The organism is Halorubrum xinjiangense (assembly GCF_049604745.1).
Taxonomy (GTDB): Archaea; Halobacteriota; Halobacteria; order Halobacteriales; family Haloferacaceae; genus Halorubrum; species Halorubrum xinjiangense_A.
The window spans coordinates 970,877-992,977 of record NZ_CP187140.1 but is presented as its reverse complement, the minus strand read 5'-3'; the positions used below and the strand labels follow the sequence as shown (position 1 = coordinate 992,977).

At 67.5% G+C, this 22,101-nt stretch carries 23 protein-coding genes and 1 tRNA gene; 13 read left to right on the top strand and 11 right to left on the bottom strand.

Going from position 1 to position 22,101, the window contains the following annotated elements; all coding sequences use genetic code 11:
• Window positions 1-6: 6 nt before the first annotated feature.
• Window positions 7-1,389 (bottom strand): DEAD/DEAH box helicase family protein, encoded by a 1,383-nt coding sequence (locus ACOZ35_RS05930; protein ID WP_424015512.1) that lies wholly within the window; start codon window positions 1,387-1,389, stop codon window positions 7-9.
• Window positions 1,390-1,438: 49 nt separating this feature from the next.
• Between ACOZ35_RS05930 and ACOZ35_RS05925 the strand changes: the two genes are divergently transcribed.
• Entirely contained in the window at window positions 1,439-2,395 is a 957-nt protein-coding gene (locus tag ACOZ35_RS05925) for an alpha/beta hydrolase (RefSeq protein WP_424015511.1), read from the top strand.
• An 84-nt stretch (window positions 2,396-2,479) separates the two neighbouring features.
• Here the strand turns inward: ACOZ35_RS05925 and ACOZ35_RS05920 are convergent, their stop codons facing one another.
• The gene (locus ACOZ35_RS05920; protein WP_424015510.1) at window positions 2,480-2,929 is read right to left on the bottom strand and encodes a universal stress protein; all 450 of its coding nucleotides are present in this window, start codon (window positions 2,927-2,929) and stop codon (window positions 2,480-2,482) included.
• 82 nt (window positions 2,930-3,011) lie between these two features.
• Here ACOZ35_RS05920 and ACOZ35_RS05915 point away from each other — a divergent pair, with 82 nt between their 5' ends.
• Window positions 3,012-4,610: an amidohydrolase gene (locus ACOZ35_RS05915; RefSeq protein WP_424015509.1), complete on the top strand. Its 1,599-nt coding sequence runs from the start codon at window positions 3,012-3,014 to the stop codon at window positions 4,608-4,610.
• A gap of 125 nt (window positions 4,611-4,735) precedes the next feature.
• Window positions 4,736-4,987, top strand: coding sequence for a hypothetical protein (locus tag ACOZ35_RS05910; protein ID WP_209544147.1), 252 nt, complete (start codon window positions 4,736-4,738; stop codon window positions 4,985-4,987).
• Window positions 4,988-5,018: 31 nt separating this feature from the next.
• Here the strand turns inward: ACOZ35_RS05910 and speB are convergent, their stop codons facing one another.
• The 4 genes from speB to ACOZ35_RS05890 all read right to left on the bottom strand — a co-directional run bounded on the left by speB (window position 5,019) and on the right by ACOZ35_RS05890 (window position 7,783).
• Window positions 5,019-5,885: an agmatinase gene (gene speB / locus ACOZ35_RS05905; protein ID WP_424015508.1), complete on the bottom strand. Its 867-nt coding sequence runs from the start codon at window positions 5,883-5,885 to the stop codon at window positions 5,019-5,021.
• 5 nt (window positions 5,886-5,890) lie between these two features.
• Entirely contained in the window at window positions 5,891-6,268 is a 378-nt protein-coding gene (locus tag ACOZ35_RS05900; protein ID WP_424015507.1) for a translation initiation factor IF-5A, read from the bottom strand.
• A gap of 76 nt (window positions 6,269-6,344) precedes the next feature.
• A complete protein-coding gene (locus ACOZ35_RS05895) occupies window positions 6,345-6,629 on the bottom strand; it encodes a hypothetical protein (RefSeq protein ID WP_424015506.1) in 285 nt (94 codons plus the stop codon).
• Window positions 6,629-7,783 carry an aminotransferase class I/II-fold pyridoxal phosphate-dependent enzyme gene (locus ACOZ35_RS05890; protein WP_424015505.1) on the bottom strand — a complete coding sequence of 385 codons (1,155 nt, stop codon included), beginning with the start codon at window positions 7,781-7,783 and terminating at the stop codon, window positions 6,629-6,631. The genes ACOZ35_RS05895 and ACOZ35_RS05890 overlap by 1 nt, the downstream gene beginning before the upstream one ends.
• A 605-nt stretch (window positions 7,784-8,388) precedes the next feature.
• Here ACOZ35_RS05890 and ACOZ35_RS05885 point away from each other — a divergent pair.
• Both ACOZ35_RS05885 and ACOZ35_RS05880 read left to right on the top strand, forming a co-directional pair.
• On the top strand, window positions 8,389-9,444 hold the full coding sequence (locus tag ACOZ35_RS05885) for an AI-2E family transporter (RefSeq protein WP_424015504.1): 1,056 nt from the start codon (window positions 8,389-8,391) through the stop codon (window positions 9,442-9,444).
• A gap of 76 nt (window positions 9,445-9,520) precedes the next feature.
• Window positions 9,521-11,167 (top strand): succinic semialdehyde dehydrogenase, encoded by a 1,647-nt coding sequence (locus tag ACOZ35_RS05880; RefSeq protein ID WP_424015503.1) that lies wholly within the window; start codon window positions 9,521-9,523, stop codon window positions 11,165-11,167.
• Between the two features lie 61 nt (window positions 11,168-11,228).
• Here ACOZ35_RS05880 and ACOZ35_RS05875 read toward each other — a convergent pair whose 3' ends face one another.
• Window positions 11,229-11,819: an FAD-dependent oxidoreductase gene (locus ACOZ35_RS05875; RefSeq protein WP_424015502.1), complete on the bottom strand. Its 591-nt coding sequence runs from the start codon at window positions 11,817-11,819 to the stop codon at window positions 11,229-11,231.
• Window positions 11,820-11,990: 171 nt separating this feature from the next.
• Here ACOZ35_RS05875 and ACOZ35_RS05870 point away from each other — a divergent pair, with 171 nt between their 5' ends.
• Window positions 11,991-13,712 carry a S8 family serine peptidase gene (locus tag ACOZ35_RS05870; RefSeq protein ID WP_424015501.1) on the top strand — a complete coding sequence of 574 codons (1,722 nt, stop codon included), beginning with the start codon at window positions 11,991-11,993 and terminating at the stop codon, window positions 13,710-13,712.
• Between the two features lie 43 nt (window positions 13,713-13,755).
• On the opposite strand, the gene ACOZ35_RS05865 is transcribed toward ACOZ35_RS05870, so the two are convergent.
• A complete protein-coding gene (locus ACOZ35_RS05865) occupies window positions 13,756-14,688 on the bottom strand; it encodes a hypothetical protein (protein WP_424015500.1) in 933 nt (310 codons plus the stop codon).
• Between the two features lie 161 nt (window positions 14,689-14,849).
• Between ACOZ35_RS05865 and ACOZ35_RS05860 the strand changes: the two genes are divergently transcribed.
• A tRNA-Tyr gene (locus ACOZ35_RS05860) sits at window positions 14,850-14,923 on the top strand.
• A gap of 316 nt (window positions 14,924-15,239) precedes the next feature.
• On the opposite strand, the gene ACOZ35_RS05855 is transcribed toward ACOZ35_RS05860, so the two are convergent.
• Window positions 15,240-15,746 (bottom strand): hypothetical protein, encoded by a 507-nt coding sequence (locus ACOZ35_RS05855; RefSeq protein ID WP_424015499.1) that lies wholly within the window; start codon window positions 15,744-15,746, stop codon window positions 15,240-15,242.
• Window positions 15,747-15,858: 112 nt separating this feature from the next.
• Here ACOZ35_RS05855 and ACOZ35_RS05850 point away from each other — a divergent pair, with 112 nt between their 5' ends.
• Window positions 15,859-17,133 carry an IS4 family transposase gene (locus ACOZ35_RS05850; RefSeq protein WP_424016034.1) on the top strand — a complete coding sequence of 425 codons (1,275 nt, stop codon included), beginning with the start codon at window positions 15,859-15,861 and terminating at the stop codon, window positions 17,131-17,133.
• Window positions 17,134-17,143: 10 nt separating this feature from the next.
• Window positions 17,144-17,530 carry a hypothetical protein gene (locus tag ACOZ35_RS05845; protein WP_424015498.1) on the top strand — a complete coding sequence of 129 codons (387 nt, stop codon included), beginning with the start codon at window positions 17,144-17,146 and terminating at the stop codon, window positions 17,528-17,530.
• A gap of 180 nt (window positions 17,531-17,710) precedes the next feature.
• Here ACOZ35_RS05845 and ACOZ35_RS05840 read toward each other — a convergent pair whose 3' ends face one another.
• Both ACOZ35_RS05840 and ACOZ35_RS05835 read right to left on the bottom strand, forming a co-directional pair.
• On the bottom strand, window positions 17,711-17,887 hold the full coding sequence (locus tag ACOZ35_RS05840) for a hypothetical protein (protein ID WP_424015497.1): 177 nt from the start codon (window positions 17,885-17,887) through the stop codon (window positions 17,711-17,713).
• 225 nt (window positions 17,888-18,112) lie between these two features.
• Window positions 18,113-18,529 (bottom strand): type IV pilin, encoded by a 417-nt coding sequence (locus tag ACOZ35_RS05835; RefSeq protein ID WP_424016038.1) that lies wholly within the window; start codon window positions 18,527-18,529, stop codon window positions 18,113-18,115.
• Between the two features lie 203 nt (window positions 18,530-18,732).
• Between ACOZ35_RS05835 and ACOZ35_RS05830 the strand changes: the two genes are divergently transcribed.
• From ACOZ35_RS05830 to ACOZ35_RS05815, 4 genes are all read left to right on the top strand, one after another.
• Complete coding sequence (locus ACOZ35_RS05830) at window positions 18,733-19,509, top strand: hypothetical protein (protein WP_424015496.1); 777 nt, start codon at window positions 18,733-18,735, stop codon at window positions 19,507-19,509.
• Between the two features lie 80 nt (window positions 19,510-19,589).
• Complete coding sequence (locus tag ACOZ35_RS05825) at window positions 19,590-20,831, top strand: hypothetical protein (RefSeq protein ID WP_424015495.1); 1,242 nt, start codon at window positions 19,590-19,592, stop codon at window positions 20,829-20,831.
• A gap of 67 nt (window positions 20,832-20,898) precedes the next feature.
• Window positions 20,899-21,483, top strand: coding sequence for a DUF7437 domain-containing protein (locus ACOZ35_RS05820; RefSeq protein WP_424015494.1), 585 nt, complete (start codon window positions 20,899-20,901; stop codon window positions 21,481-21,483).
• Window positions 21,484-21,494: 11 nt separating this feature from the next.
• Entirely contained in the window at window positions 21,495-22,028 is a 534-nt protein-coding gene (locus ACOZ35_RS05815) for a hypothetical protein (RefSeq protein WP_424015493.1), read from the top strand.
• The last annotated feature ends 73 nt before the right edge of the window (window positions 22,029-22,101 follow it).

Here is a 22,101-nt window from a genome sequence, read left to right as displayed (position 1 = left end):
CGCCGGCTATCGTCGCCGACTCGCCACGCGCTCCTCGGCGGTCTCGGTGCTGACGAGCTCGTACAGCGTCGCCCGCCCGCCGTCTTCCTTCGGGCGGAGGACGCGGCCGAGCCGCTGGGTGAACTCGCGCTCGCTTCCCGACCCGGAGAGGAGGACCGCGACGTTGGCGTCGGGCACGTCGACTCCCTCGTCGAGGACGTTGGCGGCGACGACGCGCCCGTAGGTGCCGTCGCGGAAGCGTTCGAGGATCTCGCGGCGCTCCTTCGCGCCCGTCTCGGCGGTGATCGCGGGGAGGAGGAAGCGCTCGGAGAGGCGGTAGACGAGGTCCGTATGGGCCGTGAACACGATCACGCGGTCGTCGCGGTGGCGGTCGAGGATCTCCGCGAGCCGGTCGACCTTCCGGTCAGCGTTCATCATGATCTCGCGGGCGTCCTGCTTCGCGAGGAGCGCCTCCCGGGCGGCCGGATCGTTGCCGGAGCGCTTGACCAGCTCCTGGTAGTCGCTCCCGCTGGAGAAGGTGATCCCCGCGTCGCGGACGTACTCGACGAAGGTGCCCTGTTTCTCCTCGTAGCGCTCGCGTTCCGCGTCGGTCAGGTCGACTTCGATTCGCCGGATGTCGTAGGGCGCGAGGTGGTCGCCCGCGAGGTCGTCCACGTCGAGCGCGTAGACGCGGTCGCCCACCAGCTCCGCGACGGCCTCGTGAGCGCCGTCCGGGCGCTCGAAGGTGGCGGTGAGCCCCAGCCGCGCCGGCGCGGCGAGCAGGCGCGCGGCGTCGCTGTACCCCTCGCCGCCGAGGTGGTGGACCTCGTCGAAGACGACGAACTCGAAGGCGTCGCCCACGCCGTCCGCCTTCAGGTACGCCGAGTCGTACGTCGACACCGTGATCGCCTCACGGCGCTGCTCGCCGCCGCCGAACCGCCCGATCGGTACGTCGAACTCGCGCTCCAGCTCGCGCTGCCACTGGTCGAGCAGGTCGACCGTGGGGACGACGACGAGCGTCGGCACGCCCAGTTCGACCATCGCGCGGATCGCGATCACTGTCTTGCCCGCGCCGGTCGGGAGCTCGATCACCCCGCGGTCGCCCGCCTCGTGCCACGCGTCGAGCGCCTCTCGCTGGTACTCGCGGAGCTCGTAGTCCGTGACGAGCGCGTCCGGCAGCCCGACTTCCTCGGCGGCGCGGTCGCTCGCGTCGAGGACCCGGTCGTCGACGGAGACGCCGGCCACCCGAAGCGCGCGCCGGAGTTCGGCGTAGCGGTGCGCCGGCGCGCGACCGGTCCCCGTCCGGGGGTCGGTCTCGACCCCGGGCAGCGGGGGGAGGGTGTCGGCCGCGAGGTCGGCGTCCGCGTCGACCCGGATCGTGCCGTCCTCGTAGGTCACCCGGACGTCCATCGCCCGGAGTTGCCGACCGACTTACAAAGGCCCACCGCCTCGCCCCGGTATGCGCGCGGCCGAACTCGACCCGGACCTCGCCGCGGCGATCGCCGAGATCGAGTCGCTGGGACTGCCCGCGTGGAGCGACCTCTCCGTCGATGCCGCCCGCCGCCTCGAAGACGACCTGTTCTCCGGGGCACCCGAGCCGTCCGTGGCCGAGGTGAGGAATTTCGCGTTCGACGGCCCCCACGGCGAGGTGCCGGTGCGGGTGTATCGGCCCGAAAGCGCCGTCGAAACGGCGGAAGGTGCGTCGCCCGCTCGCGCCCTCGTCCACTTCCACGGCGGCGGGTGGACGCTTGGCACGCTCGACTCTGTCGACGGGATCTGCCGCGAGCTCGCGGTCCGCACCGACGCGGTCGTCGTCTCCGTCGACTACCGCCTCGCCCCGGAGTACCCGTTCCCGGTCGCGGTCGACGAGGCCGCCGCCGCGGTCGAGTGGGTCGCGAAGACGGCCGACGAACTCGGCGTCGACTCCGACCGCATCGGTGTCTCTGGCACCAGCGCCGGCGGCGCGCTCGCGGTCGCGGCGTCGCTCCGCGCCCGGGAGGTCGGCGACCTCCCCCGGCCCTCGGGCCAGTTCCTCCTCTACCCGATCGCCGGTCACGACTTCGAGACGGACTCCTACCGGGAGAACGCGGACGGCCCGCTGCTCACCCGCGACGACATGCGGTGGTTCTACGAGCAGTATCTCAGGAGTCCGGTCGACGCCGCGAACCCCTACGCGGTCCCGCTCGTGGCGGACCACCTCGGCGACCTGCCGCCCGCGACGGTCGTCACCGCCGGGTTCGACCCCCTGCGCGACGACGGGGTCGCGCTCGCGGAGCGGTTCGAGCGTGAGGGGACCCCGGTCGAACACCGTCACTACCCGGCGATGGCACACGGGTTCTGTAGCCTCGCGGACCGCGTCCCGAGTGCGGAGGCCGCGCTATCGGCGGTCGCGGCGGACGTGCGCGAGCGTTTATAAACACCCGCGAGGCGCCGGCGTCAGCCTCGCGCCTCGGGTGTCGACGCCGGTCAGGCGTCGACGCCGGTCAGGGGTTGACTCCTGTCAGGCGTCCACCGTCGTCTTCACGATGCTCACCGGCGCGGGCGACTGCCGGGAGACGCGCTCGGTGACGGAGCCGAGCATCCTGCGGTAGTCGCCGGAGCGCGTCTTCGACCCCATCACCGTGAGGTCGACGTCCTCCTCGTCGGCGTAGCGGAGGATCTCTTCGTGGGGGACGCCGTACCGCAGGGCGGTGACCGCCTCCACGCCGGCGTCACGGGCGTGCTCGGCGACGGCGTCGAGCGCCTCGCGGCCGGTCTCTTCGAGCGTCTCCTCCGCGCCCTCGGCGCCGTCGACGAACTCGTCGCCGGAGTAGGCGTTCACGACGTCGCTGTCGACGACGTAGAGCACGTGGAGCGTGGCGTCGTAGCGGTCGGCGGCGTCGATCGCGTGGTCGATCGCGCGGTCGACGCCGACGCTTCCGTCGGTGGGCAGGAGGACGTTGTCGTACATACGCGGCGATTCGTCGGGCGCCCGAATAAATCGGTCGCCGTTTCCCGAACGGTTAACACGCTGTGTGCCCCCCTGAATTCCCATGACCGAGGCCGCGGACCGAATCTTCGTGAACGGGGAGGTACACACGCTCGCGGACCCGGACGACGGCGGCGACGCGGTCCGCGAGGCCGTCGCCGTGCGCGACGGCGAAATCTTCCGGACCGGCCGGACCCACGACGTGGAACTGCTCGCCGGCGTCGACACCGACGTGGTCGACCTCGACGGGCGCGTCCTCCTCCCCGGGTTCGTCGACGCGCACACCCACCTGACAACCGTCGGTCGCTATCTCGTCCACGCTGATCTCTCCGCGGCGGACTCCCCCGACGAGGCCGTCGACCTGCTCGCCGAGCGCGCGGCGGAAGTGGAATCGGACGAGGACGGAGCGGAGAGTGCGGAAAACGCCGACTGGGTGCTGGGCTACGGCTACGACGAGTCGACGTGGGACGAGTCGCGCTATCTGACCCGCGCGGACCTCGACCGCGTCTCGACGGAGCGCCCGGTCGCAGCGTTCCGCGAGGACATGCACGTCGCCGCGGTCAACGGCGTCGCGCTCGACCGGTTCGCCGAGGCGCTCGCCGAGGCGCCCGACGAGACGGTGCCGACCGGCGACGACGGCGAGCCGACCGGCGTCCTCCTCGAGGCCGCCATCGACCCGATCTATCGGGCCGTCGAGCCGGGACCGGCCGAGACGCGCGCGGTCGTCGAGGCCGCGCTGGCGCACTGCGCTGAACGCGGAATCACCGGCTTCCACGACATGGTCCGCGACTCGCACGCCCCGCGCGTCTACCGCGACCTCGACGCGGCCGGCGAGCTGACCGCCCGCGTCCGGATCAACTACTGGAGCGACCACCTCGACGCGGCGCGGGAGGTCGGCCTCGCGACGAACGCTGGGAGCAATATGGTCGAGACCGGCGCGATCAAGTCGTACACGGACGGGAGCCTCGGCGGCCGGACCGCCCGCCTCTCGGAACCGTACGCGGACGCCCCTGACGAGACCGGCCAGTGGGTCGTCGACCCCGAGGAGCTGAACGAAACGGTGGCGGACGTGACCGACGCCGGGTTCCAGTTCACCGCCCACGCCATCGGCGACGAGGCGGTCGACGCCGTGCTCGACGCCTACGAGGACGCCTCGCGGACCGACCCGGGCGAGGCGCGCCACCGGATCGAACACGTCGAGCTGGCCGACGACGACGCGATCGAGCGGCTCGCGGAGACGGGCGTCGTCGCGAGCGTCCAGCCGAACTTCCTGAAGTGGGCCCGGGAGGACGGCCTCTACGAGGAGCGACTGGGGGAAGAGCGGACGGCCCGGACGAACCGCTACCGCGAGATGCTCGACGCGGGCGTCGAGCTCGCCTTCGGCTCGGACGGGATGCCGATGGACCCGCTGTTCGGCGTCCACCAGGCGGTCACGGCCCCGGCCGAGCCCCAGCGGCTCACCGTCACTGAGGCGCTGCGCGCGTACACGAGCGGCGCCGCGTACGCCGGTTTCGACGAGGACCGGCTCGGAACGATCGAGGCGGGGAAGCGGGCCGACCTCGTCGCGCTCGACGCCTCGCCGTGGGAACGCGACGACGCGATCGACGAGATCGACGTCGCGCTGACGGTCGTCGACGGCGAGGTCGTGTTCGACGGGCGGTGAGTCGGCACCGAGGTCGTGTTCGATGGCCGATGAGTCGGCGCGCACGGGCCCGGCCGGGACCCGTGGAACCCGCAATCGCTGCCAGAAAACGGCAGTTATTAATCGTGTAGATTCAATTCAGCGGTATGGCAGAGATAGCCATCGAGTACGCCGCGGGGGACCGCCTCCGGTCCGAGGCCGAGACCGCCCGACGGCTCATCGACGCCTACCTCGGCGACCGTCCGGACGTCGACCGCGTCACGCTGTCACCCTCCGGCGAGTCGGTCTTCTGCGTCAGCGTGGAGGGCGACCGCATCTGGTGTACCGACCCCCGCGAGTGGATCGACGCGATGGAGGCGGTGACCGCCGCACGGCGCCGGCTCTCTGAGGTCTCGTAAGGTCCGCCGTTCCGCAGCCCGGTGCCGTCCCTCACTCCGAGCTGTCGGTCCGGTCGTCGTCTTCGGCCGCCTCCGACGCGTCCGCGTGCGAGTACGCGAACTCCCGCAGCAGCTTGCCCGCAACCGCCGCCGCCTGTCCGTCGTCGCGGTCGTTCACTTCGACGACGTCGAACCCGTCGGCGAGCGGCGCGACCGCGCGGACGAGGTCGCGGACCTCTCGGGGCTCCAGCCCGAACGGCTCCATCGTTCCCGTCCCGGGCGCATAGGCGGGGTCGAGGCCGTCGATGTCGACGGAACAGTAGACGGAGTCGTCGTCGGCGAAACCGTTCTCGTCGAGCGCGTCGAGCCACTCGCGGGCGTCCTCGGGCGCGACGACCTCGACGTCGGCGTCGGCCGCGCGGTTCCACTCCGCCTCGGATCCGGTCCGAGCGCCGACGATCACGGCGCGGTCGACGCCGAGGTCGTCGAGGCACCGGCGCGTGACGCAGGCGTGGTTCCACGGGTTCCCGTCGTACGCCTCGCGGAGGTCGAGGTGCGCGTCGGCGACGACGAGCACGTCTGGGTCGACGGCGTCGACGCCCGCGTACGTGACGGTGTGCTCGCCGCCGAGGAGGAGAGGGGTCGCGTCGTCGTAGACGACGCTCCGCAGCTCGGCGGCGAGGTGGCCGAGGTACTCGGGAACGTCGTCCCACGGGCGGACGTCACCGGCGTCGTGGACGCCCAGTGCGGAGAAGCGACTGTCGGTGCGGCGGTCGTAGTCGTCGTACGTCTCGGCGAATTTCCGGACTCGGTCCGGTCCGAACCGAGTGCCCGGCTGAAAAGTGGTCGTGGCGTCGAGCGGAGCGCCGACGACCACGTAGGAAGCAGCTTCGCGGTCGGTCGTCGCCCCGGGGAACATACCGACTACCCGATGATCTTCCGTTGGCCCTCGTAGTCGAGGTACTCAATGTTGTCGTCCGAGGTGAAGTCCTCGCCCTCGGGGATGCGCATCGTGAACGTGTCGTAGGTGTCTAAGTCCATCACCTGGACCTCGTCGCCGCTGACGTTGACGACCTGGCCCTGCTTTCGCTCGATGATCGGGACCCACACCTTTGCGTCGACCGGCTGCGAGAGCGAGCGCTTCTTGTCGTCGAAGACGCCCTTCCCCTCAACGCGGGCCTTCGCGCTGCCGTGTTTGCCGGGTTTGGCGGTGCTGTAGTGATTGATCTTACAGGGCGCGCTGTCCATCATCACGTAGCTGCCCTCCTGGAGTTCGCGAACCTGCTTCTGCTCTCGCGGCATGATCTGCCTTTCCCGCGGCGCGTGTATAAACGGTTTGGAACGCCGTCGGGCGTGGATTCACCGGTGGTGGCGGCGGTCAGGGGTCCAACTCGTCGACGTACTCCTCGGGCTCCTCGTCGTCGTCGACGTTCCCGTCCGGCGGGACGAGCTGTCCCGTGTACAGGTAGCTGACGAGGAACATGACGATGAAGCCGACGCCGACCGCGGCCGTCGTCCGCACGACGAACGGGAAGTCGACGAAGTAGAGCGCGCGGTCCGCGATCGCGATGGCGACCGCCGCGGTCACCAGTATCTTCTGCTCGTCTGTGGGGTCGCGGACGAACTCGACCACGTCCTCCTTGAGGTCGCCGAACAGACCCATCAGACGTCACCCCCGCTCGTCGCGGCCGAGTCGGATTTCGCTGTTTGCTCCTCGATCACGCGACTCACGCGGTTGAGCCCCTCCTCCAGCTCCTCTGTCGGGAGGCCGAACCCGATCCGGAAGCGGTCCGGGAAGCCGAACAGGTTCCCGGGCGCGAGGACGACGCTCGCCTCCTCGACGACCGTCCGGCAGAATTCCTCCGCGTCGTTGAAGCCCTCGGGGACAGTTACGAACGCGTTGACGCCGACCGGATCGAGCCAGTCGAGGTCGTGGTCGTCGACCCAGTTCGCGACCGTCTCGCGGTGCTCGGCCGCCAGCTCGCGGTTCTCCGAGAGGATCCGGTCCTCGTGCCGCCCCATGGCTTGCTTCGCGACGTGCTGCCCGAACAGGCTCGGCGAGATGGTGGTGTAATCCTTCCACTGCCACGCGCGCTCGACGACCGGTTCCGGGCCCGCGATCCAGCCGAATCGCAGTCCCGCGAGGCCGTACGCCTTCGTGAGGCTGGTGGTGGAGATGCCGTGCGCGCCGTAGCTCGCCACCGGCGGCTGGGGCTCCTCGGCGAGCAGTCGGTACACCTCGTCGCAGAGCAGGTAGGCGTCGTGATCGACGGCGACGTCGTAGGCCGCCCGCATCGCGGCCTCGTCGTGGTACTGTCCGGTGGGATTGTTCGGGTTGTTGACGACGATGACGGCGGTGTCGTCGCGGGCCGCGTCAGCGACGGCGTCGGGGTCAAGCTCCCACTCGGGGGGCTCCAACTCGACGCGGGTCACCTCGCCGAACGCGTCCGGGACGGCGTGAAGCGCCTGATAGGTGGGAGTGACGACGACGGCGTGGGTGCCGGAGCCGACGCCGGACTCTCCGTTCTCCCCGTCAACGGCGCCCTCGTCGCCGAGCAGCGAGAGGAACGTCAGGAAGTTCGCCTCTTGGGTGCCGCAGGTGAACAGCACCTCGTCGGCGGAGCGGTCGTAGCGGTCGCCGACGGACGCCCGGAACTCGGGGTCGCCGTTCGTCGGGATGACGTAGCCGAGCTTCCCGGGGTCGAGATCGAACCGACTCGCGTCGAGCGACCGGATGCCGCTTTCGGCCAGCATGATGTCGGCCTCGTGTTCGTGCTCCGCGAACCAGCGTTCGAGGCCGAACGGGTCGATGCGCATACCTGTCTTCGGGTGGGCGCGAGGTTAGGTGCTGTGGTTGCTGGTGGTAGTCGAGAGGCGGGCGTGTTCCGTGTTAGGACTTCGAGACTTCGACAAGGAACGCTTCCAAATCTTAGTGGATTGCTTATAAATGGCTGATAGCGGATCGGCGGTGAACATCTCCAAAGCTCCAGCCGCTCGCTTATAAATCGTTGTCTGTGGATCGACGGTGAACACCTCCAAAGCCCCAGCCGGGAGGCGGGCGCACGCTCGCTGCGCGCTTCACTCGGTCGCTCACTCCGTTCGCTCCCTCGCTCCAGTGCTTGCTTCGCCTGCGCCCGCCTCCCGGCTGCCCCTTTTAGTCCCGCCCCGCACCGCTCCGCACAGCACCTCACACCTCCCCAGCCTCGCGGTTCCCTCGGGGCTCCCTGCGGTCGCCCCTCACTCACCGCGTCCCTCGCGCGTGCTCCTCGCGGCCGCCTCCGGCGGCCACTCGGAGGCACGCGCCACCGCAGCAGGCGCGCTATTTATAAATGAACGAGTCGACTGCGCGGATTATTTAAATACTCACTCGCGGTTGCCGCGGCCACCGCAACGACTTTGCTCGCCGATTGCGACACGCCGACATGGTTCTCAACCGGCAACGGCTGCTGGGCGTGCTGCTCCTCGCCTTGGCGACGCTCGCGGCGGCCGTGCTGGCGGAGGTGTTACGGACGGTCGTGTTCGCGGTCACCGTCGCCTACGTCCTGTTCCCGCTCCGGCAGCAGCTCGTCGATCGCGGCCTCTCGCGGCGGATCGCGTGCGCCGTTGCGACCGCCGTCGCATTCGGCGGCGCCACGCTCCTCGTCGCGCCGCTGTTGTACGCGCTGTACCGGCGCCGCTCTCAGCTGATCGAGATCCTCGAACGGATCCCGGACCTCGTCCCGATCAGCGTCGGCGGCTTCGAGACGGTCGTCGAGATCGCGCCGTTCGTCACGGCCGCAGAGGCGTGGGTTCGGGGAATCGCGATCGCGGTCGCGGGCGCGGCGCCCGTGCTCGTCTTGGAGCTCGTCGTGTTCACGTTCCTCGTGTACGGCATCCTCTACCGGCCGGGAGCGGTCGGGACGGCGGTCTTCGGCGTCGTCCCGGCCGAGTACCACGACATCCCCGCCCGACTCCACAAGCGGACGCGGGAGACGCTGTACTCGATCTACGTGCTTCAGGCCGCGACCGCGGCGGGGACGTTCCTCCTCGCGCTCGGCGTGTTCTGGGCGCTGGGCTACGGCTCGCCGGTCCTGTTGGCCGTCATCGCGGGCATCCTTCAGTTCATCCCCGTCGTCGGCCCGAGCGTCCTCATCGTCGCGCTCGGGGTCGGTGACTTCCTCGTCGGCGAGACCGCACGGGCGGTCGCCGTGGTCGTGATCGGGCTCGTCGTCGTCGCCTTCGTCCCCGACGCGGTGATTCGGACCCGGCTCGCGGGCTGGACCGGGAAGATCTCTCCCGGGCTCTACTTCGTCGGGTTCGTCGGCGGCATCCTCACGCTTGGCGCGGTCGGCGTCATCGTCGGCCCCCTCGTCGTGTCGCTCTTGCTCGAAGTGATCGACATGCTCTCGGAACACGGCGCGTCGTCCGAGGGCGTCGAGGATGAGTCCGTCGCGGCGGCGGCCGAGTCAGGCGAAGGGAGCGATGACTCGGCGGACTGACCGGCCACCAAGCGCCTGAATTCACTCTTCGCCGCCGGTACGGCTTTCCCTCCGCCGACCGTCTCTCCGGTATCTGATGGCCTCGACGGATCCACCCACCGCTGTCGCCGACGCGCCGACGCTTACAGCGCGACGGCTCGACGGCCTCGCCGACCGCGTGGCCCGAGCGCGGCCCGCGAACGACGGCGACGACCCGAGCGGCGACCCAGACGCGCTCGACGTGTTCGCCCCGGCGACCGACGAGCGGATCGGGAGCGTCCCGGCCTGCGACGCGGACGACGTCGCGGCCGCGGTCGAGCGCGCCCGAGCGGCCCAAGAGGAGTGGGCCGAGACGCCCGCGGCGGAGCGCGCGCGGATCGTCGAGCGGTTCGGCGAGCTCGTCGCGGACCGCCGAGAGGAGCTGCTCGACGTCCTCCAGATCGAGACGGGCAAGTCCCGGCGCACCGCGGTCGAGGAGCTGTTCGACGTACCGAGCGGCTGCTCGTACGTCGCGAGCGAGGCGCCCGACGCGCTCGCCGAGGAGCGGCGCCGGGGCGTCGCGCCCGGGATCACGACCGCGACGGTCACCCGCGAGCCGGTCGGCGTCGTCGGCGTGATCTCTCCGTGGAACTACCCGCTCACGCTGTCGATGGCCGACGCGATCCCCGCGCTGGCCGCGGGCAACGCGGTCGTGCTCAAGCCCGACGAGAAGACGCCGTACGGGGCACTGCTTCTCTCCGAACTGCTGGAGCTCGCCGGCCTCCCGGACGACCTCTTTCAGGTCGTCACGGGCGAGGGCCCGACGATCGGCCCGCCGCTCATCGACGCGGTCGACTACGTCGCGTTCACCGGCAGCACGGCGGTCGGGCGGACCATCGCGGAGCGCGCGGGGCGGAACCTGATCGGCTGCTCGCTGGAGCTCGGCGGCAACAACCCGCTCGTCGTGTGCGGAGACGCGGACGTCGGCGAGGTCGCCCGCGGCGCGGTCCAGGCCTGCTTCTCGAACGCGGGCCAACTGTGTCTCTCGGCCGAACGGATCTACGTCGTCGACTCCGCGTATCAGGACTTCCTCGACGCGTTCGTCCGCGAGACCGAGGCGCTGACGCTCGGGGTCGGCTACGACTACGACGCCGACCTCGGCTCGCTCGTCGACGCCGACCAGCTGGCGCGCGTCGAGTCGCACGTGGAGGACGCCCGCGAGCGAGGCGCGACCGTCGAGACCGGCGGCCGGGCGCGCCCCGACGTGGGGCCGTACTGCTACGAACCCACCGTCTTGACCGGTGTCGACCCGGACGCGACGCTCGCCTGCGAGGAGACGTTCGGTCCAGTCGCCGCGGTGACGCCGGTCCCGGACGCGGCGGCCGCAGTCGAGGCAGCCAACGACTCGCCGTACGGACTCAACGCGAGCGTCTGGACCGCGAACCGCGAGCGTGGCGCCGAACTCGCCCGCGAGATTGACTGCGGCACCGTGAACGTCAATGACGCGTTCCTCGCGACGTGGGGCGCGAACGACGCGCCGATGGGCGGGTTCGGCGACTCGGGACTCGGCCGCCGACACGGGCCGGAGGGGATTCAACGCTACACAGAGACCCGAACGGTCGGGGTCTCGCGGGTCGGCCCGCTGACCTTCCCGGATCGAATTCCGACCGACTGGTTCGTGCGGGGCGCGTTCGCCGCGATGCGAGTCGGTCGGCGGGCGCGGCGCGGCGTCGACGCGGTCCGGCGGCGCCTGTCGCGTCGCTGAGCGGGTCGAGTCGAGCCGAGTCGACTCGACGGCGCCCGTTCGACGGCGCCGAGAAGGGTGGTTACTCCTCGTCGTCGATCAGGTCGCCGAACACGGACGCCGCGGTGTCGGGGACGTCGAAGTCGTGGTAGTGTTCGCCCTTCTCGTTCGAGAGGATGTTGAGCGCGGCGGCGGCGCCGTCGCCCGCGGAGATGACCGCCTGCCACTCCTCGGCGCGGGCCATCGCGCCGGTCGCGTAGACGCCCTCGACGCTGGTCTCCATCGAGACGCCGACGCTGACGGTGTCGTCGTCGTCGAACTCGCAGCCGAGCGACTCCGCGAGGTCGCGGTTCGCGCCTGTCGCGAGAACGACGTAGTCGGCGTCGTACTCGGCGTCCTCAGTCGAGACCGTGAAGCCGCCGTCGGCCGCCTCGACGCCGGTGACCTTCTCGCCCTGGTGGCGGTCGACGCCGAAGTCGTCGACCTGCTGGCGCGCGGTCGCCATGAACTCGCTGCCGCCGACGGAGCCCACGCCGAGGTAGTTGAACAGGTGCGCCTTGTGCATCCACGTTCCGTCCGTGTCGAAGAGGGTGGTGTCGAGGCCGTTCTTGCTCGCGAACAGTCCGGCGCTCAGCCCCGCCGGGCCACCGCCGACGATTACGACGTTTGTCATACGTGACACAACGCACCCCGACGCATAAGGGTTGACGGAAGCGGGGATCAGCGAGGGTGCGGTGCGAGGAGAGCGGTCCGCACAGCCGGCGTGCCCCGGTCGACGCGCGACGAGCCGAGTCACACGACCGAGCAGAAGGTATTTGCGCCGACCCCCGAAGGGTGGCGTGTAATGAACGGTCGGTCGCGGAACGAGTCGACGCGGGGGTCGCTTGGGGAGGGACGGTCCCGGTTCCGCGACCCGCGTGTCCGCGTCGCAGTCGCGGTCGCGGTCGGCGTCGTCCTCGTCGCGCTCGCGGCCGGGACCGCCGCCGTCGCGGCCGCCGACCCCGCCGCGGCGTCGGTCCACGACGGAGCCCCCTCGACGACCGAGCGGGTCGGGTCCCCGCTCGCCGGCGAGAACGGGACGGTCGAACTCGTGGTACGGTTCGATCCGGTCGACGACCCCGCGGTCCTCGGCGCGACGGAGGGGGTTCCCGCGACAGGCGCGAACGCGACCCCAACCGTCGCCGACCTCCGGGAGCACGCCGACGCCGAGCAGGCGGCCTTCGAGTCGTTCGCGGCCTCGCGGCCCGGCGTCACGGTGGAACGCGAGTTCTGGCTGGCGAACGCGCTGCTCGTCACCGTCGACGCGGGGCGCGTGTCGGCGGCCGACCTGCGCGCGGTCGAGAACGTCTCCCGGATCCACGAGAACGTCGTTATCGAGCCGATCGAGGGCGCTGTCGACCCCGCGCCGGGAGGGACTGTGAACCCCCAGCTCGGCGCCGACCCGAGCGGCCGGGCCGTGGCCGGGGTCCGGCGGATCGGCGCGCCGACCGCGTGGGGGGAGTTCGACACGCGGGGTGCGGGCGCGACCGTCGCGGTCGTCGACACCGGGGTCGACCCGGGCCACCGGGACATCGACCTCGCGGGGTGGGCGTCGTTCGACGAGAACGGGACGCTCGTGAGTGACGACGTCGCGGACGCGAGCGATCCGGACGGCCACGGGACCCACGTCGCGGGGACGGCGACGGGCGGGAACGCCTCGGGGACGTACATCGGCGTCGCGCCCGAGGCGACGCTGTACGGGATCGACGCGTTCGAGGAGAACGGGACGGCGACGTTCGCCGGGGTCGTCGCGTCGATGGAACACGCGACGACGACGGCCGACGCCGACGTGCTCCAGCTGAGCCTCGGCGCAAACGGCACCTTCCGCGGGTTCATCGGCCCTGTCAGGAACGCCCGCGCGACGGGGACGATCGTCGTCGCCGCCGTCGGCAACGAGGGCGCAAACGCCTCCTCGTCGCCCGCCAACGCGTACGACGCGGTCGCCGTCGGCGCGGTCGACGAGGAGCAGCGGGTCCCGCCGTTCTCGGGCGGCCAGCGGATAAATTCGAGCGAAGCCTTCGGCGAGCATCCGGCGGACTGGCCCGCGACGTACGTCGTCCCCGACGTGACCGCGCCCGGCGTCAGGATCCCGAGCGCCGCCGCCGGCACGCGCGAGAGCTACGTCTTCCGACAGGGGACGAGCATGGCGGCGCCGCACGTGAGCGGGGTCGCGGCGCTCGCGGTCGCAGCGACCGACGGGAGAGCCGCCGCCCCGACTATCGAATCGGCGCTCGTCGACACTGCGGTCCACCCCGAGAACGCGACGGTGCCCGACGCCCGATACGGGCACGGCGTCGTCGACGCGCCCGCCGCCGTGAGGGCCGCCGTCGAGGCGGCGCCGCCGGAGTCGGTCGCGAGCGACGCGAACCGGACCGAGACGAACGCGACCGACGGGGCGGCCGGAGGCGATTCGGAGGGCGAACGCGACGATACCGACAACAGGACGCCCGGATTCGGCGCCGTCGCCGCGGTCGTCGCCGTCGCGTTCGCGAGCCTGACCGCGGCCGCCCGCACAGGGAAAGAGTGAGGGCGCCGGTCGCCGTCGACGGCGTCGTCGACCGAGTTCGCCGTCACTCCGCGAAGTCGCTGAGCGAACCGTCGTCGTCGCCGCGGTCATCACCCGAATCACTGTCTCCGTCGCTCGTATCCCCGTCGTCGCTGTCGCCCGTCTCTCCGGCGTCGCCGTCGCTGGCGCCCGAACTGGTCGCGTCGCTCGCGCTCGGATCCTCGGCGTGCGATTCCGAATCCGCCCACGGGTCGTCGGGATCGACCGGCTCGACGGCGCGGTCGAGCTCGTCCGCGTCGTACTCGACGTCCTCGTCGAGGATCATCGCGAGGCGCTGCCAGCGCGCGCTCTGCTCGTCTTCGCCCTCCGGCCCGACACGGGCGCCGTGGGTCTTGAAGAATCGGGTGCCGCGCCCGCGCTTCGACCCCTCGCCGGTGTGGCCGTCGAAGACCGCGTCGAACCTTCCCTCCGGTTCGAGGTCGCCGACGGGGAAGTCGTGGGCGGGCTCTTCGCCGCGCTCGCGGGCCTCGGCCCGGATGTCGGCGACGGCGGAGAAGTAGGCGTCCGCGTTCGACGCCTCGCGGGTCGAGCGGGCGCGGGCGACCGCGAGCGCAGCATGGATCGCACAGAGGCGGCCCTTCCACGCGTCCGGCTCCCAGCGCTCGGTGGCGAGCTCCTCGTAGCGCTCGATCAGGAGCGCGACCTCGTCGCCCGCGCGGAGGTCCTCGACGACGTAGAGGTTGAGGCGGTCCCAGAGGTTCCACGCGTACCCGGAGCGGGCGAGCTCCCAGGCCGCCCACGCGGCGACCTCCTCGTCGGAGCGCCGGACCGCCTTCTGGAGGAGGCTGGAGACGACGTAGCGGCTGTACCCACCGTCCGTCTCGTTGGCCGCCTTCTCCTCGCCGAAGTCGTTCTCGCCCGTCGCGTCCGGCGTCGTCTCGGTTTCGAGGCTCCCGTCCGACCCGAACGTCGCCTGTCTGTCGTCGCCGTCGGCCATGCCCTCGCTCCCGCCGCGAGCGACTTAACTGCCGCGCGGCGAGGCGGTCCAGTCGCGACGAGAGCGGCGTTCGAGTCCGTCGATCCGCGCCGCGGTACGGCGGATCACACCTGCTCTGAAAGGGAACCCTTAAGTCGAATCCGGCGGCTATGTTTCGGTAACCGCCCTTAGCTCAGCTTGGTAGAGCAGTCGACTGTAGATCGACTTGTCCCCCGTTCAATTCGGGGAGGGCGGACTGAATTTCTACACTTGTGAGCGATAGCGAGCGGTTGATGGCTTTACTTTTCGCGAAGGACAAGGTTGGGTGAGTTACCACCGTACCAATTCTTCGTGGGCGCGGCGCTGCCGCTGTTCGGTTTCGCGTCGATCTAGCCGTACTATCCGGCGACGGGCGCGGGCTTCGCGTTCATCGGCCTGCTGGTCGCGCTCGACGACGTGATTGAGCATATGACACCGTATTCGACGCCGCTTGATCAGGTGTGGAAGCGGGTGCTCCACCCGTTGGTAAAAAAGATAGAGGTCTGCGTGGGGTAAACCAGGTCTATCGGAGCTTAGAGGTTATCTTCGATGGCATCAATCGCATCTTGCTGTGCTCTGGATAGATCTTCGAACGATTCTCGAATTCTTTTCTCGCGTTGTTTGCTTGCCCTATTCCCAAATCTCCCGAGCGTAACCAGCCTGATGACTCGATCAAGCAGTGCCCCAATATTTTCGAAATATTCCGTTAAAAAGTCCATCTCAGCGGTTGTATCTAATTCACGTTGTGTCTCTAAGCTATTCTCGACTTGCTCCAACCGCGTGTAATACTCTACGATCAGATCAACCTCCTCGTCACTCAACAATCCAATCATGTCCGCGTTTGATTCATATATTGTAGAAGGGGCTGTGATCCCCTCAACGCTCACTCCCACCTGATAATTCTCAGCGAGATCCTCATAATAGCGCACCTTCCCAATTTCCTCTTTCAACCCACGACGAAGGGATTGAACCTCTCGCTCGTATTCTTTCTCTCGTTCCTCTTTCCGCATTTCACGGTCTGCCTTTGTTTCTTCAACCATTCGTCTTTAGCTAAGCGAAGAACCGCATGACAGCAGCGGCTTATCGAGGCTACTTTTTGAGAGGAATGAGGAGGCGGCAAGTGTGCACCAAGACGCCTCCTCATCAAGAATCATGCGTCGGCTTACTACACTGTTTCCCTCTGAGTTCCTCGAAGAGCACGCCGAGGAACTCGGCGTGGTCGAGCGTGAGGGCAAACTTCAGATTCCCGTCCTCGTGTGGGCGCTCGTGTTCGGCTTCGCCGCAGGCGAGAGCCGAACACTCGCTGGATTTAGACGCAGCTACAACTCTACAGCCGATGAGACGATCTCTCCCGGTGGCTTCTATCACCGGTTGACACCGTCACTTGCAGAGTATCTCCGCGACCTCGTCGAGCGTGGTCTCGACGAGGTCGCTGTTCCCGACGCTGTTGACGCTGATATCAACCGATTCAGGGACGTGATGATCGCTGATGGAACGGTGTTGCGGTTGCACGAGTTCCTTTCCGACGAGTTCCAAGCTCGCCACGAGGAGCAGGCTGGAGCGAAGCTCCACCTGCTCCACAATGCCACCGACCAGACGATTGAACGGATCGATGTGACCGATGAAAAAGCGCACGACAGTACGCTGTTCAAGACGGGATCGTGGCTGCGTGGACGGCTGGTTTTGTTCGACCTAGCGTACTTCAAGTACCGCCGCTTTGCGCTGATCGACGAGAACGACGGCTACTTTGTGAGCCGGTTGAAGCAGAACGCGAATCCGGTGATAACAGAGGAGTTACGGGAATGGCGCGGGCGCGCCATTCCCTTAGAAGGGGAGAAGATCCACGACGTGGTCGGTGATCTCTCGCGGGAGTACATTGACGTAGAGGTCGAAGCGGAGTTCAAGCGGGGTCAGTACGAGGGAACACGGTCGCTAGACACGAAGCGGTTCCGCGTCGTCGGCGTCCGGGACGAGGACGCCGACGACTACCATCTGTACATCACAAATCTACCGAGAGAAGAGTTTTTCCCGGCAGATCTAGGGACGCTATATCGGTGTCGATGGGAGGTAGAAACGCTGTTTCGTGAGTTGAAGACGCAATACGAACTAGATGAGTTCGACACGAGCAGCCCTGTTGTGGTGGAGATTTTGCTGTATGCGGCGTTGCTGTCGCTGCTAGTGAGCCGTGAGTTGTTGGATCTGGTCTCCGAGCAGGCTGACGACGAGATCGTGTTTCCACCGGAACGCTGGGCGGCGACCTTCCGGTCGCACGCCCAGCTCATTCTTCACGAACTCGGTGAGTTCCTCGGCTACTCACCACCGCCGCTGTTGGAGCGGCTGATCGAAGACGCACAAAAGATCCACCAGCAACGACCGATCTTACAAGAGACGCTCGCTACCGCTACTCAACCAAGGTGTGAGGCTTAACTAAAGACGAATGCTGCGCGAGGTAATTCGTGAGATTGAACAGCGAGCTGAGGCGCGAAAGGAGACACTTTACTCTACGTTCCAAGGATGGCTGAGGCTTAGTTCACACGAATCGGTACAAGACGAATTGACTCAACTCCGGGCCCAAGACGAGGAAGATTTCTGGATTGTGATCGACGCTCACGATGTCGCCGCAAACGTATCGTGCGAAACAGAGCTAGCGACAACGAATCCAGCAGAATTCGCTGATGACCAGATCAGAGAGGAGATTTTGGGGGCAACGGCCATCGATAGTATCGAATTAGTGTTTGTTTCGAGCGAATACTCGCCATCAGCGCTCAGTGACGATCACAGTGACGGGAGCGTCCCGATGGATGTATCTGGAGACGATGCCTGACCACACTACTATCGGATCCTCGCCGCGTTGATTTGTACTTCTCGGGAGTGACTACGATAGTGCGTCTCCCCGGGATTCGTCCTATTCGTGATCTCTAAGTCCCGAGCGCGGACCGTGCGCGACGACACGACTGTTATCTCTCTCCCTTCCACTCGGTACCACACGAGCGCGTAGCCGCCGTCAGCGTCCGCGAGCGTCTCGTGCTGGTCCTCCCAGAAATTGAACGTCGGTCGGCACGCCGTTGACCATCGACCCCTTCACGTTCCACGGGCGGCCGTACTCATCGCTCGCGTCGAACTTGAGCCCGTCCACGACCGGGTAGTCAAGCGCGATTGAGTAGTGGTGTGTTGCCCACATATCGACATGTTTCTCATCCAAATGATTCGCCGATGAGCGTGGTCATCGACACCGCGCTCGCGAACCTGATTCAACCAGATCGAACATCCGTGAAGCTTGTGACAAATTCGATCCAGCGATGATCCAGTGATTCAATATCGTTGTCGTCGGCTTACGATCTAGGGCTCGTGCCGAGAACCGATGGCAGTAGCTCTCTAACCTGAATTAAAAATAGAAGGTGTCAGATTAGACTCCAGAGAAGTCGACTTCTTCTTCGAAGATCGCATTCCCGCTCGGATCGTGGATGATACGCACTGTTGCGGAGTCACCAGTCGGACTGGGGTATGACGCGTTTCTCGACTCACCGCTTTGCCAGTCACCGCCGCCGATCGCGCTGCCCTCTCTTGTTCCGTCGACGGACACAGTAAGGTCGTCCCCGTTAATCGCCTGACCGCCAGTTTTTGCGAATGTGATATTACTCGAATCGACGTTCTGGATGTCGAAACTCGCCTGCGGCGCGGTGTCACCTAATTGATCGCCGAGTCCGAGGACGAACGTCCCGATAACGGCCGCCAGGATGACGGTAATCGCGACCATGAGGATGACGCCGATGACGGGACTCACTGCCCTGTCGTCCGCGTTGGATTGATTGTTTGGTTTCATTGTTTGAACCCAGCGGCCACCGCCGAACGAAATTCCCGGATACTCGGGCGCCGTCATTGACGCCCAAGAAACCCCGATTTCGTCCGGATCGGTTGCTGGTTGCTACAGATTATGCGTGGCCTACTTATGTACTTACTGGCGCGAGTATCACCGGAGAAAATTAGACGGACAGCGTCAAATCAGTTGGCCGAATTACATCAGCTATGAAACCCACGGCGAAAGCCCTCTCCCGGACCTACAGCGATCGCGTGTATCCGGACCCGTGGGAGAAGGTCCTCGACTACCGCCGCGTCCGCGAGTACGCCGCCGACCACCCGAACGCCGGCCGGGTTCGCGTCGGCCGTGCGCTCCACCTTCCCGCCGAGCGCGTCCGCGGCTGGCTCGAAGACGCCGTTCCCGATCCGGTTCGAGGCGTCAATACGGCGATCGATCGCGGTTGGCTCGACCCAAACCCCGAGGAGGAAACAGCTGGCGCGCTCGTCGACCTGCTCGCGCACGTCCTCGCCGGCGGGAGTATCCCTGCCGGGAACTACGTCCCGGCCGTGACGCCGGGCGAGCGAGTCCCCGCCGCGGAGATTCGAGCGGCCTTCGAGCGCGTCGGCGTCGAGACGCGCACCCGCAACGCCGACACGTCCGGCCGCGCGACCGAGATCGTCCCCACCTGTGACGGCACGGTCCTCGGTCGATGCCTCGTCGCGATGGGCGCGCCGACCGGCGTGAAAACGTCGCTCGACGGCCTCCCCGCGGTCGTGTGGGACGTCCCTCGACCGGTTCGGCGATCGTTCGCGCGGATCTACGTTCGACACCGTGGGCTGAACTACGCCGACAAGTCCACGACGCGCGTCCAGGTCGAACGGCCGAGTTCGTTCATCGCGGAACTCCGCGACGTACTCGACGACGTGATCGACGAGCGCGTGACCACGGCCGACGCCGGGCTCACCATCTCGGCGGCCGCCGCCCGCGAACTCGGCGTCGAGTAGCGCCGCCGGGTCAGTCCGCCGTTCTTCCCGCGCTCACCGATACCCCCATCTTCATGAGCCGGTGAGAGCATTGTCCTGTCATGGCAAGCGCGGCGTCGCCGCTCTCGGAACCGCGCGTGTTGGCACACGCGAAGCGCCGTCTGTTTCCCGACGACGCGGACGACGGGTACGCGGTCGTCAACACCCAGTTCTCGTCCGACCGGTGGCTCGCGAACGAGGCCATCGATCCGGCGATCACGGACGAACTGGCGCCGTTCAACCACGTCCGCGTCGGCTCCGGCTACCCCGACCTCGTCGGCGTGCGGCTGCTGAGCGACCAGCTACTGGCCGTGGACCGACTGGGCGACGACCCGCCGCTGGTGGTCGTCGAGGCGAAGGGCCACACGACTCGGAGCGACGCCGACGTCGAGCGCGGCATCGTCCAGGCGTACGACCGGCTCCACGAGGCGAACGCCGCGTACGTCGCGGTCCCGGCGGACACCGTCTCGCAGTCCGCGCGGACGCTGGCTCGCGAGCTGAACGTCGGCGTCCTCGGCGTGGCCCCCGACGGCACCGTCGATCCGGTCGAGACGCCGCGCGTCGTCGGGAACCGAACGACGACCGAGACGACGGCCATCCGGTTTCAGGCCAGCGCGCAGGGCGTCGCCGGCAAGTCGTTCGGCCTCAACCACCCGAAGAACTACCTCGCGTACCCCCTCGCAGTCTCCCACGAGCGCGACACGGAGCGAGTCCTCGCGGAGCACGTCGTGCGCGCCACCGACGACGCCCGGACCGGAGCCGCCTTTCTGAACCTCATCGACGACCAGCCCGCCGCTACTCGGCTGACGCCCCTCGGCCGGGAGGTCGTCAGGTTCGCGTTGCGGGAGTACGGGTCGGTGGACGCTGCGCTCCGGGCGTTCGACGACTGGAAGCGCTCGCGGGAGCGCTTCTGTGACCTGGCGCCGAAGTGGGGCATGCTCACCAGGCGCGTCGTCTACGACTATCCGGCGACGCAGCTGCTCGTCGAGGAGCTCCAGCACATGCACGAGGACGGGATCAGCGAGCCGAGCCTTCCCGACGTCGTCGAGTACCTCCACGCGCTGCACCCCTCGTTCACGATCGAACTGTTCGTCCGCGGGGACGACGATGTCCGGAGTCGCGTCCTGAACGCCGACGGGGAGTTACAGCGCGAGCCCCTCACCGACGGGGATGTCTACCATTCGCCCACCGTGTTCCAGCTCAAGGCCATGCTGTATCACGCCGGTATCCTGACTTCACGGGGTGCGGAACCGTCGAATCTGGACCCCGCGGCCGACGTGTGGGCGTTACGCGAGTCGGTGTAACTCGATTCGGTCTCGGTTCCGAGACGTGCCCCAAGCGTTATTACACAATACACGAATTATGTATTGTATGTCAAAAACCGCCGAGAGCCCTGAGAGCGCCGTTAATGGCCTCCTGTCGGTGGCTCAGCTCTTGGAGGAGCCACGACTGGCGCGGTTGTACACGTTCGTCCTCCGTGAAGGAAATGTCACGATTGACGGCGTCGTTGACGCATTGGAGATGCCGCGGACGACCGCGTACTCGGACACGGGCACGCTCGTTGAGCTCGGGGTATTGACGCGAGACGAAGAGCAGAAGACGCACATCTATTCGGCGGTCCCGATCACCCTCACCGTCGATCTCGACGGGGACGAATACACGGTTACTCCGACCCTCATCGAAGCGATCGGACGCGCACCCCGAGATCGGGACCTCGATCTCCTGCTCGAAAAGCACGGCCTGGGAAAGCTCGCGGCCGCACTAACGTACGCGATCCCCTACGCCGAAGGCGAGATGTCAGAGCGGGTCGCCGCCCGTGAACTCGATCTGCAGCCCGCGTTCGCTATCGCCGTCTTACAGGCCCTCCGAGAGGTCGTCCTCGACATGGAGTCGGTCGACCCGTACTTCGAGGACATCCGGGGTGCCCGCGAGCGACCGCCCGAGACAGAGAACTGACGGCAGCAGCGATGAGTGAGGCATTCGATCCGATACAGGCGGACGTTCTCTGGGTCGCGGATACGGGGCTGTTCGTCGCCTGTGGCCGCCAGCAGAACAACAAGTACACCGCGCTGGAGCAGTTCACCCGACGGAACGATATCACGTTGGTGATTCCACAGCGCGTGTACGACGAACTCGGCGGCGCACCGGATCGGAGTACACCGGGCCAGACTCCGATCAACAGCGCGATCGATGCGGGGTGGGTGGCGGTCGCTGACGAACCTGACTACACGAACAGCACCGTGTCGCAGGTGATGGACGACGTGCGGACGTTCATCGCACGGACGTCGAACCGACGGGAGGACCAGATTGAGAAAGCGGATACCGCGCTCGCGGCAGTTGCGGCGGAACGTCTCGGCGCGGGCGACGGAGAGTTCGCGTGTGTCGTGACAACCGATATCGACGCCGGTGAGGGGATCGTCTCCGTACTCTCGCGAAACGGGTTCGACGATCGCGTTCAGTTCAAGAACGGTTTCGAGTTGATCGAGGAGATCACCAGCTGAAGAGTAACGTATCGCTGTACGGGTGAGACGAGCGAGGCGGCGTCCCCGCTATCTTTTTGTGACTCGTCCGGCT

Excerpts from the sequence above, each read along its gene's own strand:
- ACOZ35_RS05930 (WP_424015512.1), bottom strand. The coding sequence starts at position 1,389 with ATGGACGTCCGGGTGACCTACGAGGACGGCACGATCCGGGTCGACGCG.
- ACOZ35_RS05925 (WP_424015511.1), top strand. The coding sequence starts at position 1,439 with ATGCGCGCGGCCGAACTCGACCCGGACCTCGCCGCGGCGATCGCCGAG.
- ACOZ35_RS05920 (WP_424015510.1), bottom strand. The coding sequence starts at position 2,929 with ATGTACGACAACGTCCTCCTGCCCACCGACGGAAGCGTCGGCGTCGAC.
- ACOZ35_RS05915 (WP_424015509.1), top strand. The coding sequence starts at position 3,012 with ATGACCGAGGCCGCGGACCGAATCTTCGTGAACGGGGAGGTACACACG.
- ACOZ35_RS05910 (WP_209544147.1), top strand. The coding sequence starts at position 4,736 with ATGGCAGAGATAGCCATCGAGTACGCCGCGGGGGACCGCCTCCGGTCC.
- speB (WP_424015508.1), bottom strand. The coding sequence starts at position 5,885 with ATGTTCCCCGGGGCGACGACCGACCGCGAAGCTGCTTCCTACGTGGTC.
- ACOZ35_RS05900 (WP_424015507.1), bottom strand. The coding sequence starts at position 6,268 with ATGCCGCGAGAGCAGAAGCAGGTTCGCGAACTCCAGGAGGGCAGCTAC.
- ACOZ35_RS05895 (WP_424015506.1), bottom strand. The coding sequence starts at position 6,629 with ATGGGTCTGTTCGGCGACCTCAAGGAGGACGTGGTCGAGTTCGTCCGC.
- ACOZ35_RS05890 (WP_424015505.1), bottom strand. The coding sequence starts at position 7,783 with ATGCGCATCGACCCGTTCGGCCTCGAACGCTGGTTCGCGGAGCACGAA.
- ACOZ35_RS05885 (WP_424015504.1), top strand. The coding sequence starts at position 8,389 with ATGGTTCTCAACCGGCAACGGCTGCTGGGCGTGCTGCTCCTCGCCTTG.
- ACOZ35_RS05880 (WP_424015503.1), top strand. The coding sequence starts at position 9,521 with ATGGCCTCGACGGATCCACCCACCGCTGTCGCCGACGCGCCGACGCTT.
- ACOZ35_RS05875 (WP_424015502.1), bottom strand. The coding sequence starts at position 11,819 with ATGACAAACGTCGTAATCGTCGGCGGTGGCCCGGCGGGGCTGAGCGCC.
- ACOZ35_RS05870 (WP_424015501.1), top strand. The coding sequence starts at position 11,991 with ATGAACGGTCGGTCGCGGAACGAGTCGACGCGGGGGTCGCTTGGGGAG.
- ACOZ35_RS05865 (WP_424015500.1), bottom strand. The coding sequence starts at position 14,688 with ATGGCCGACGGCGACGACAGACAGGCGACGTTCGGGTCGGACGGGAGC.
- ACOZ35_RS05855 (WP_424015499.1), bottom strand. The coding sequence starts at position 15,746 with ATGGTTGAAGAAACAAAGGCAGACCGTGAAATGCGGAAAGAGGAACGA.
- ACOZ35_RS05850 (WP_424016034.1), top strand. The coding sequence starts at position 15,859 with ATGCGTCGGCTTACTACACTGTTTCCCTCTGAGTTCCTCGAAGAGCAC.
- ACOZ35_RS05845 (WP_424015498.1), top strand. The coding sequence starts at position 17,144 with ATGCTGCGCGAGGTAATTCGTGAGATTGAACAGCGAGCTGAGGCGCGA.
- ACOZ35_RS05840 (WP_424015497.1), bottom strand. The coding sequence starts at position 17,887 with ATGTGGGCAACACACCACTACTCAATCGCGCTTGACTACCCGGTCGTG.
- ACOZ35_RS05835 (WP_424016038.1), bottom strand. The coding sequence starts at position 18,529 with ATGAAACCAAACAATCAATCCAACGCGGACGACAGGGCAGTGAGTCCC.
- ACOZ35_RS05830 (WP_424015496.1), top strand. The coding sequence starts at position 18,733 with ATGAAACCCACGGCGAAAGCCCTCTCCCGGACCTACAGCGATCGCGTG.
- ACOZ35_RS05825 (WP_424015495.1), top strand. The coding sequence starts at position 19,590 with ATGGCAAGCGCGGCGTCGCCGCTCTCGGAACCGCGCGTGTTGGCACAC.
- ACOZ35_RS05820 (WP_424015494.1), top strand. The coding sequence starts at position 20,899 with ATGTCAAAAACCGCCGAGAGCCCTGAGAGCGCCGTTAATGGCCTCCTG.
- ACOZ35_RS05815 (WP_424015493.1), top strand. The coding sequence starts at position 21,495 with ATGAGTGAGGCATTCGATCCGATACAGGCGGACGTTCTCTGGGTCGCG.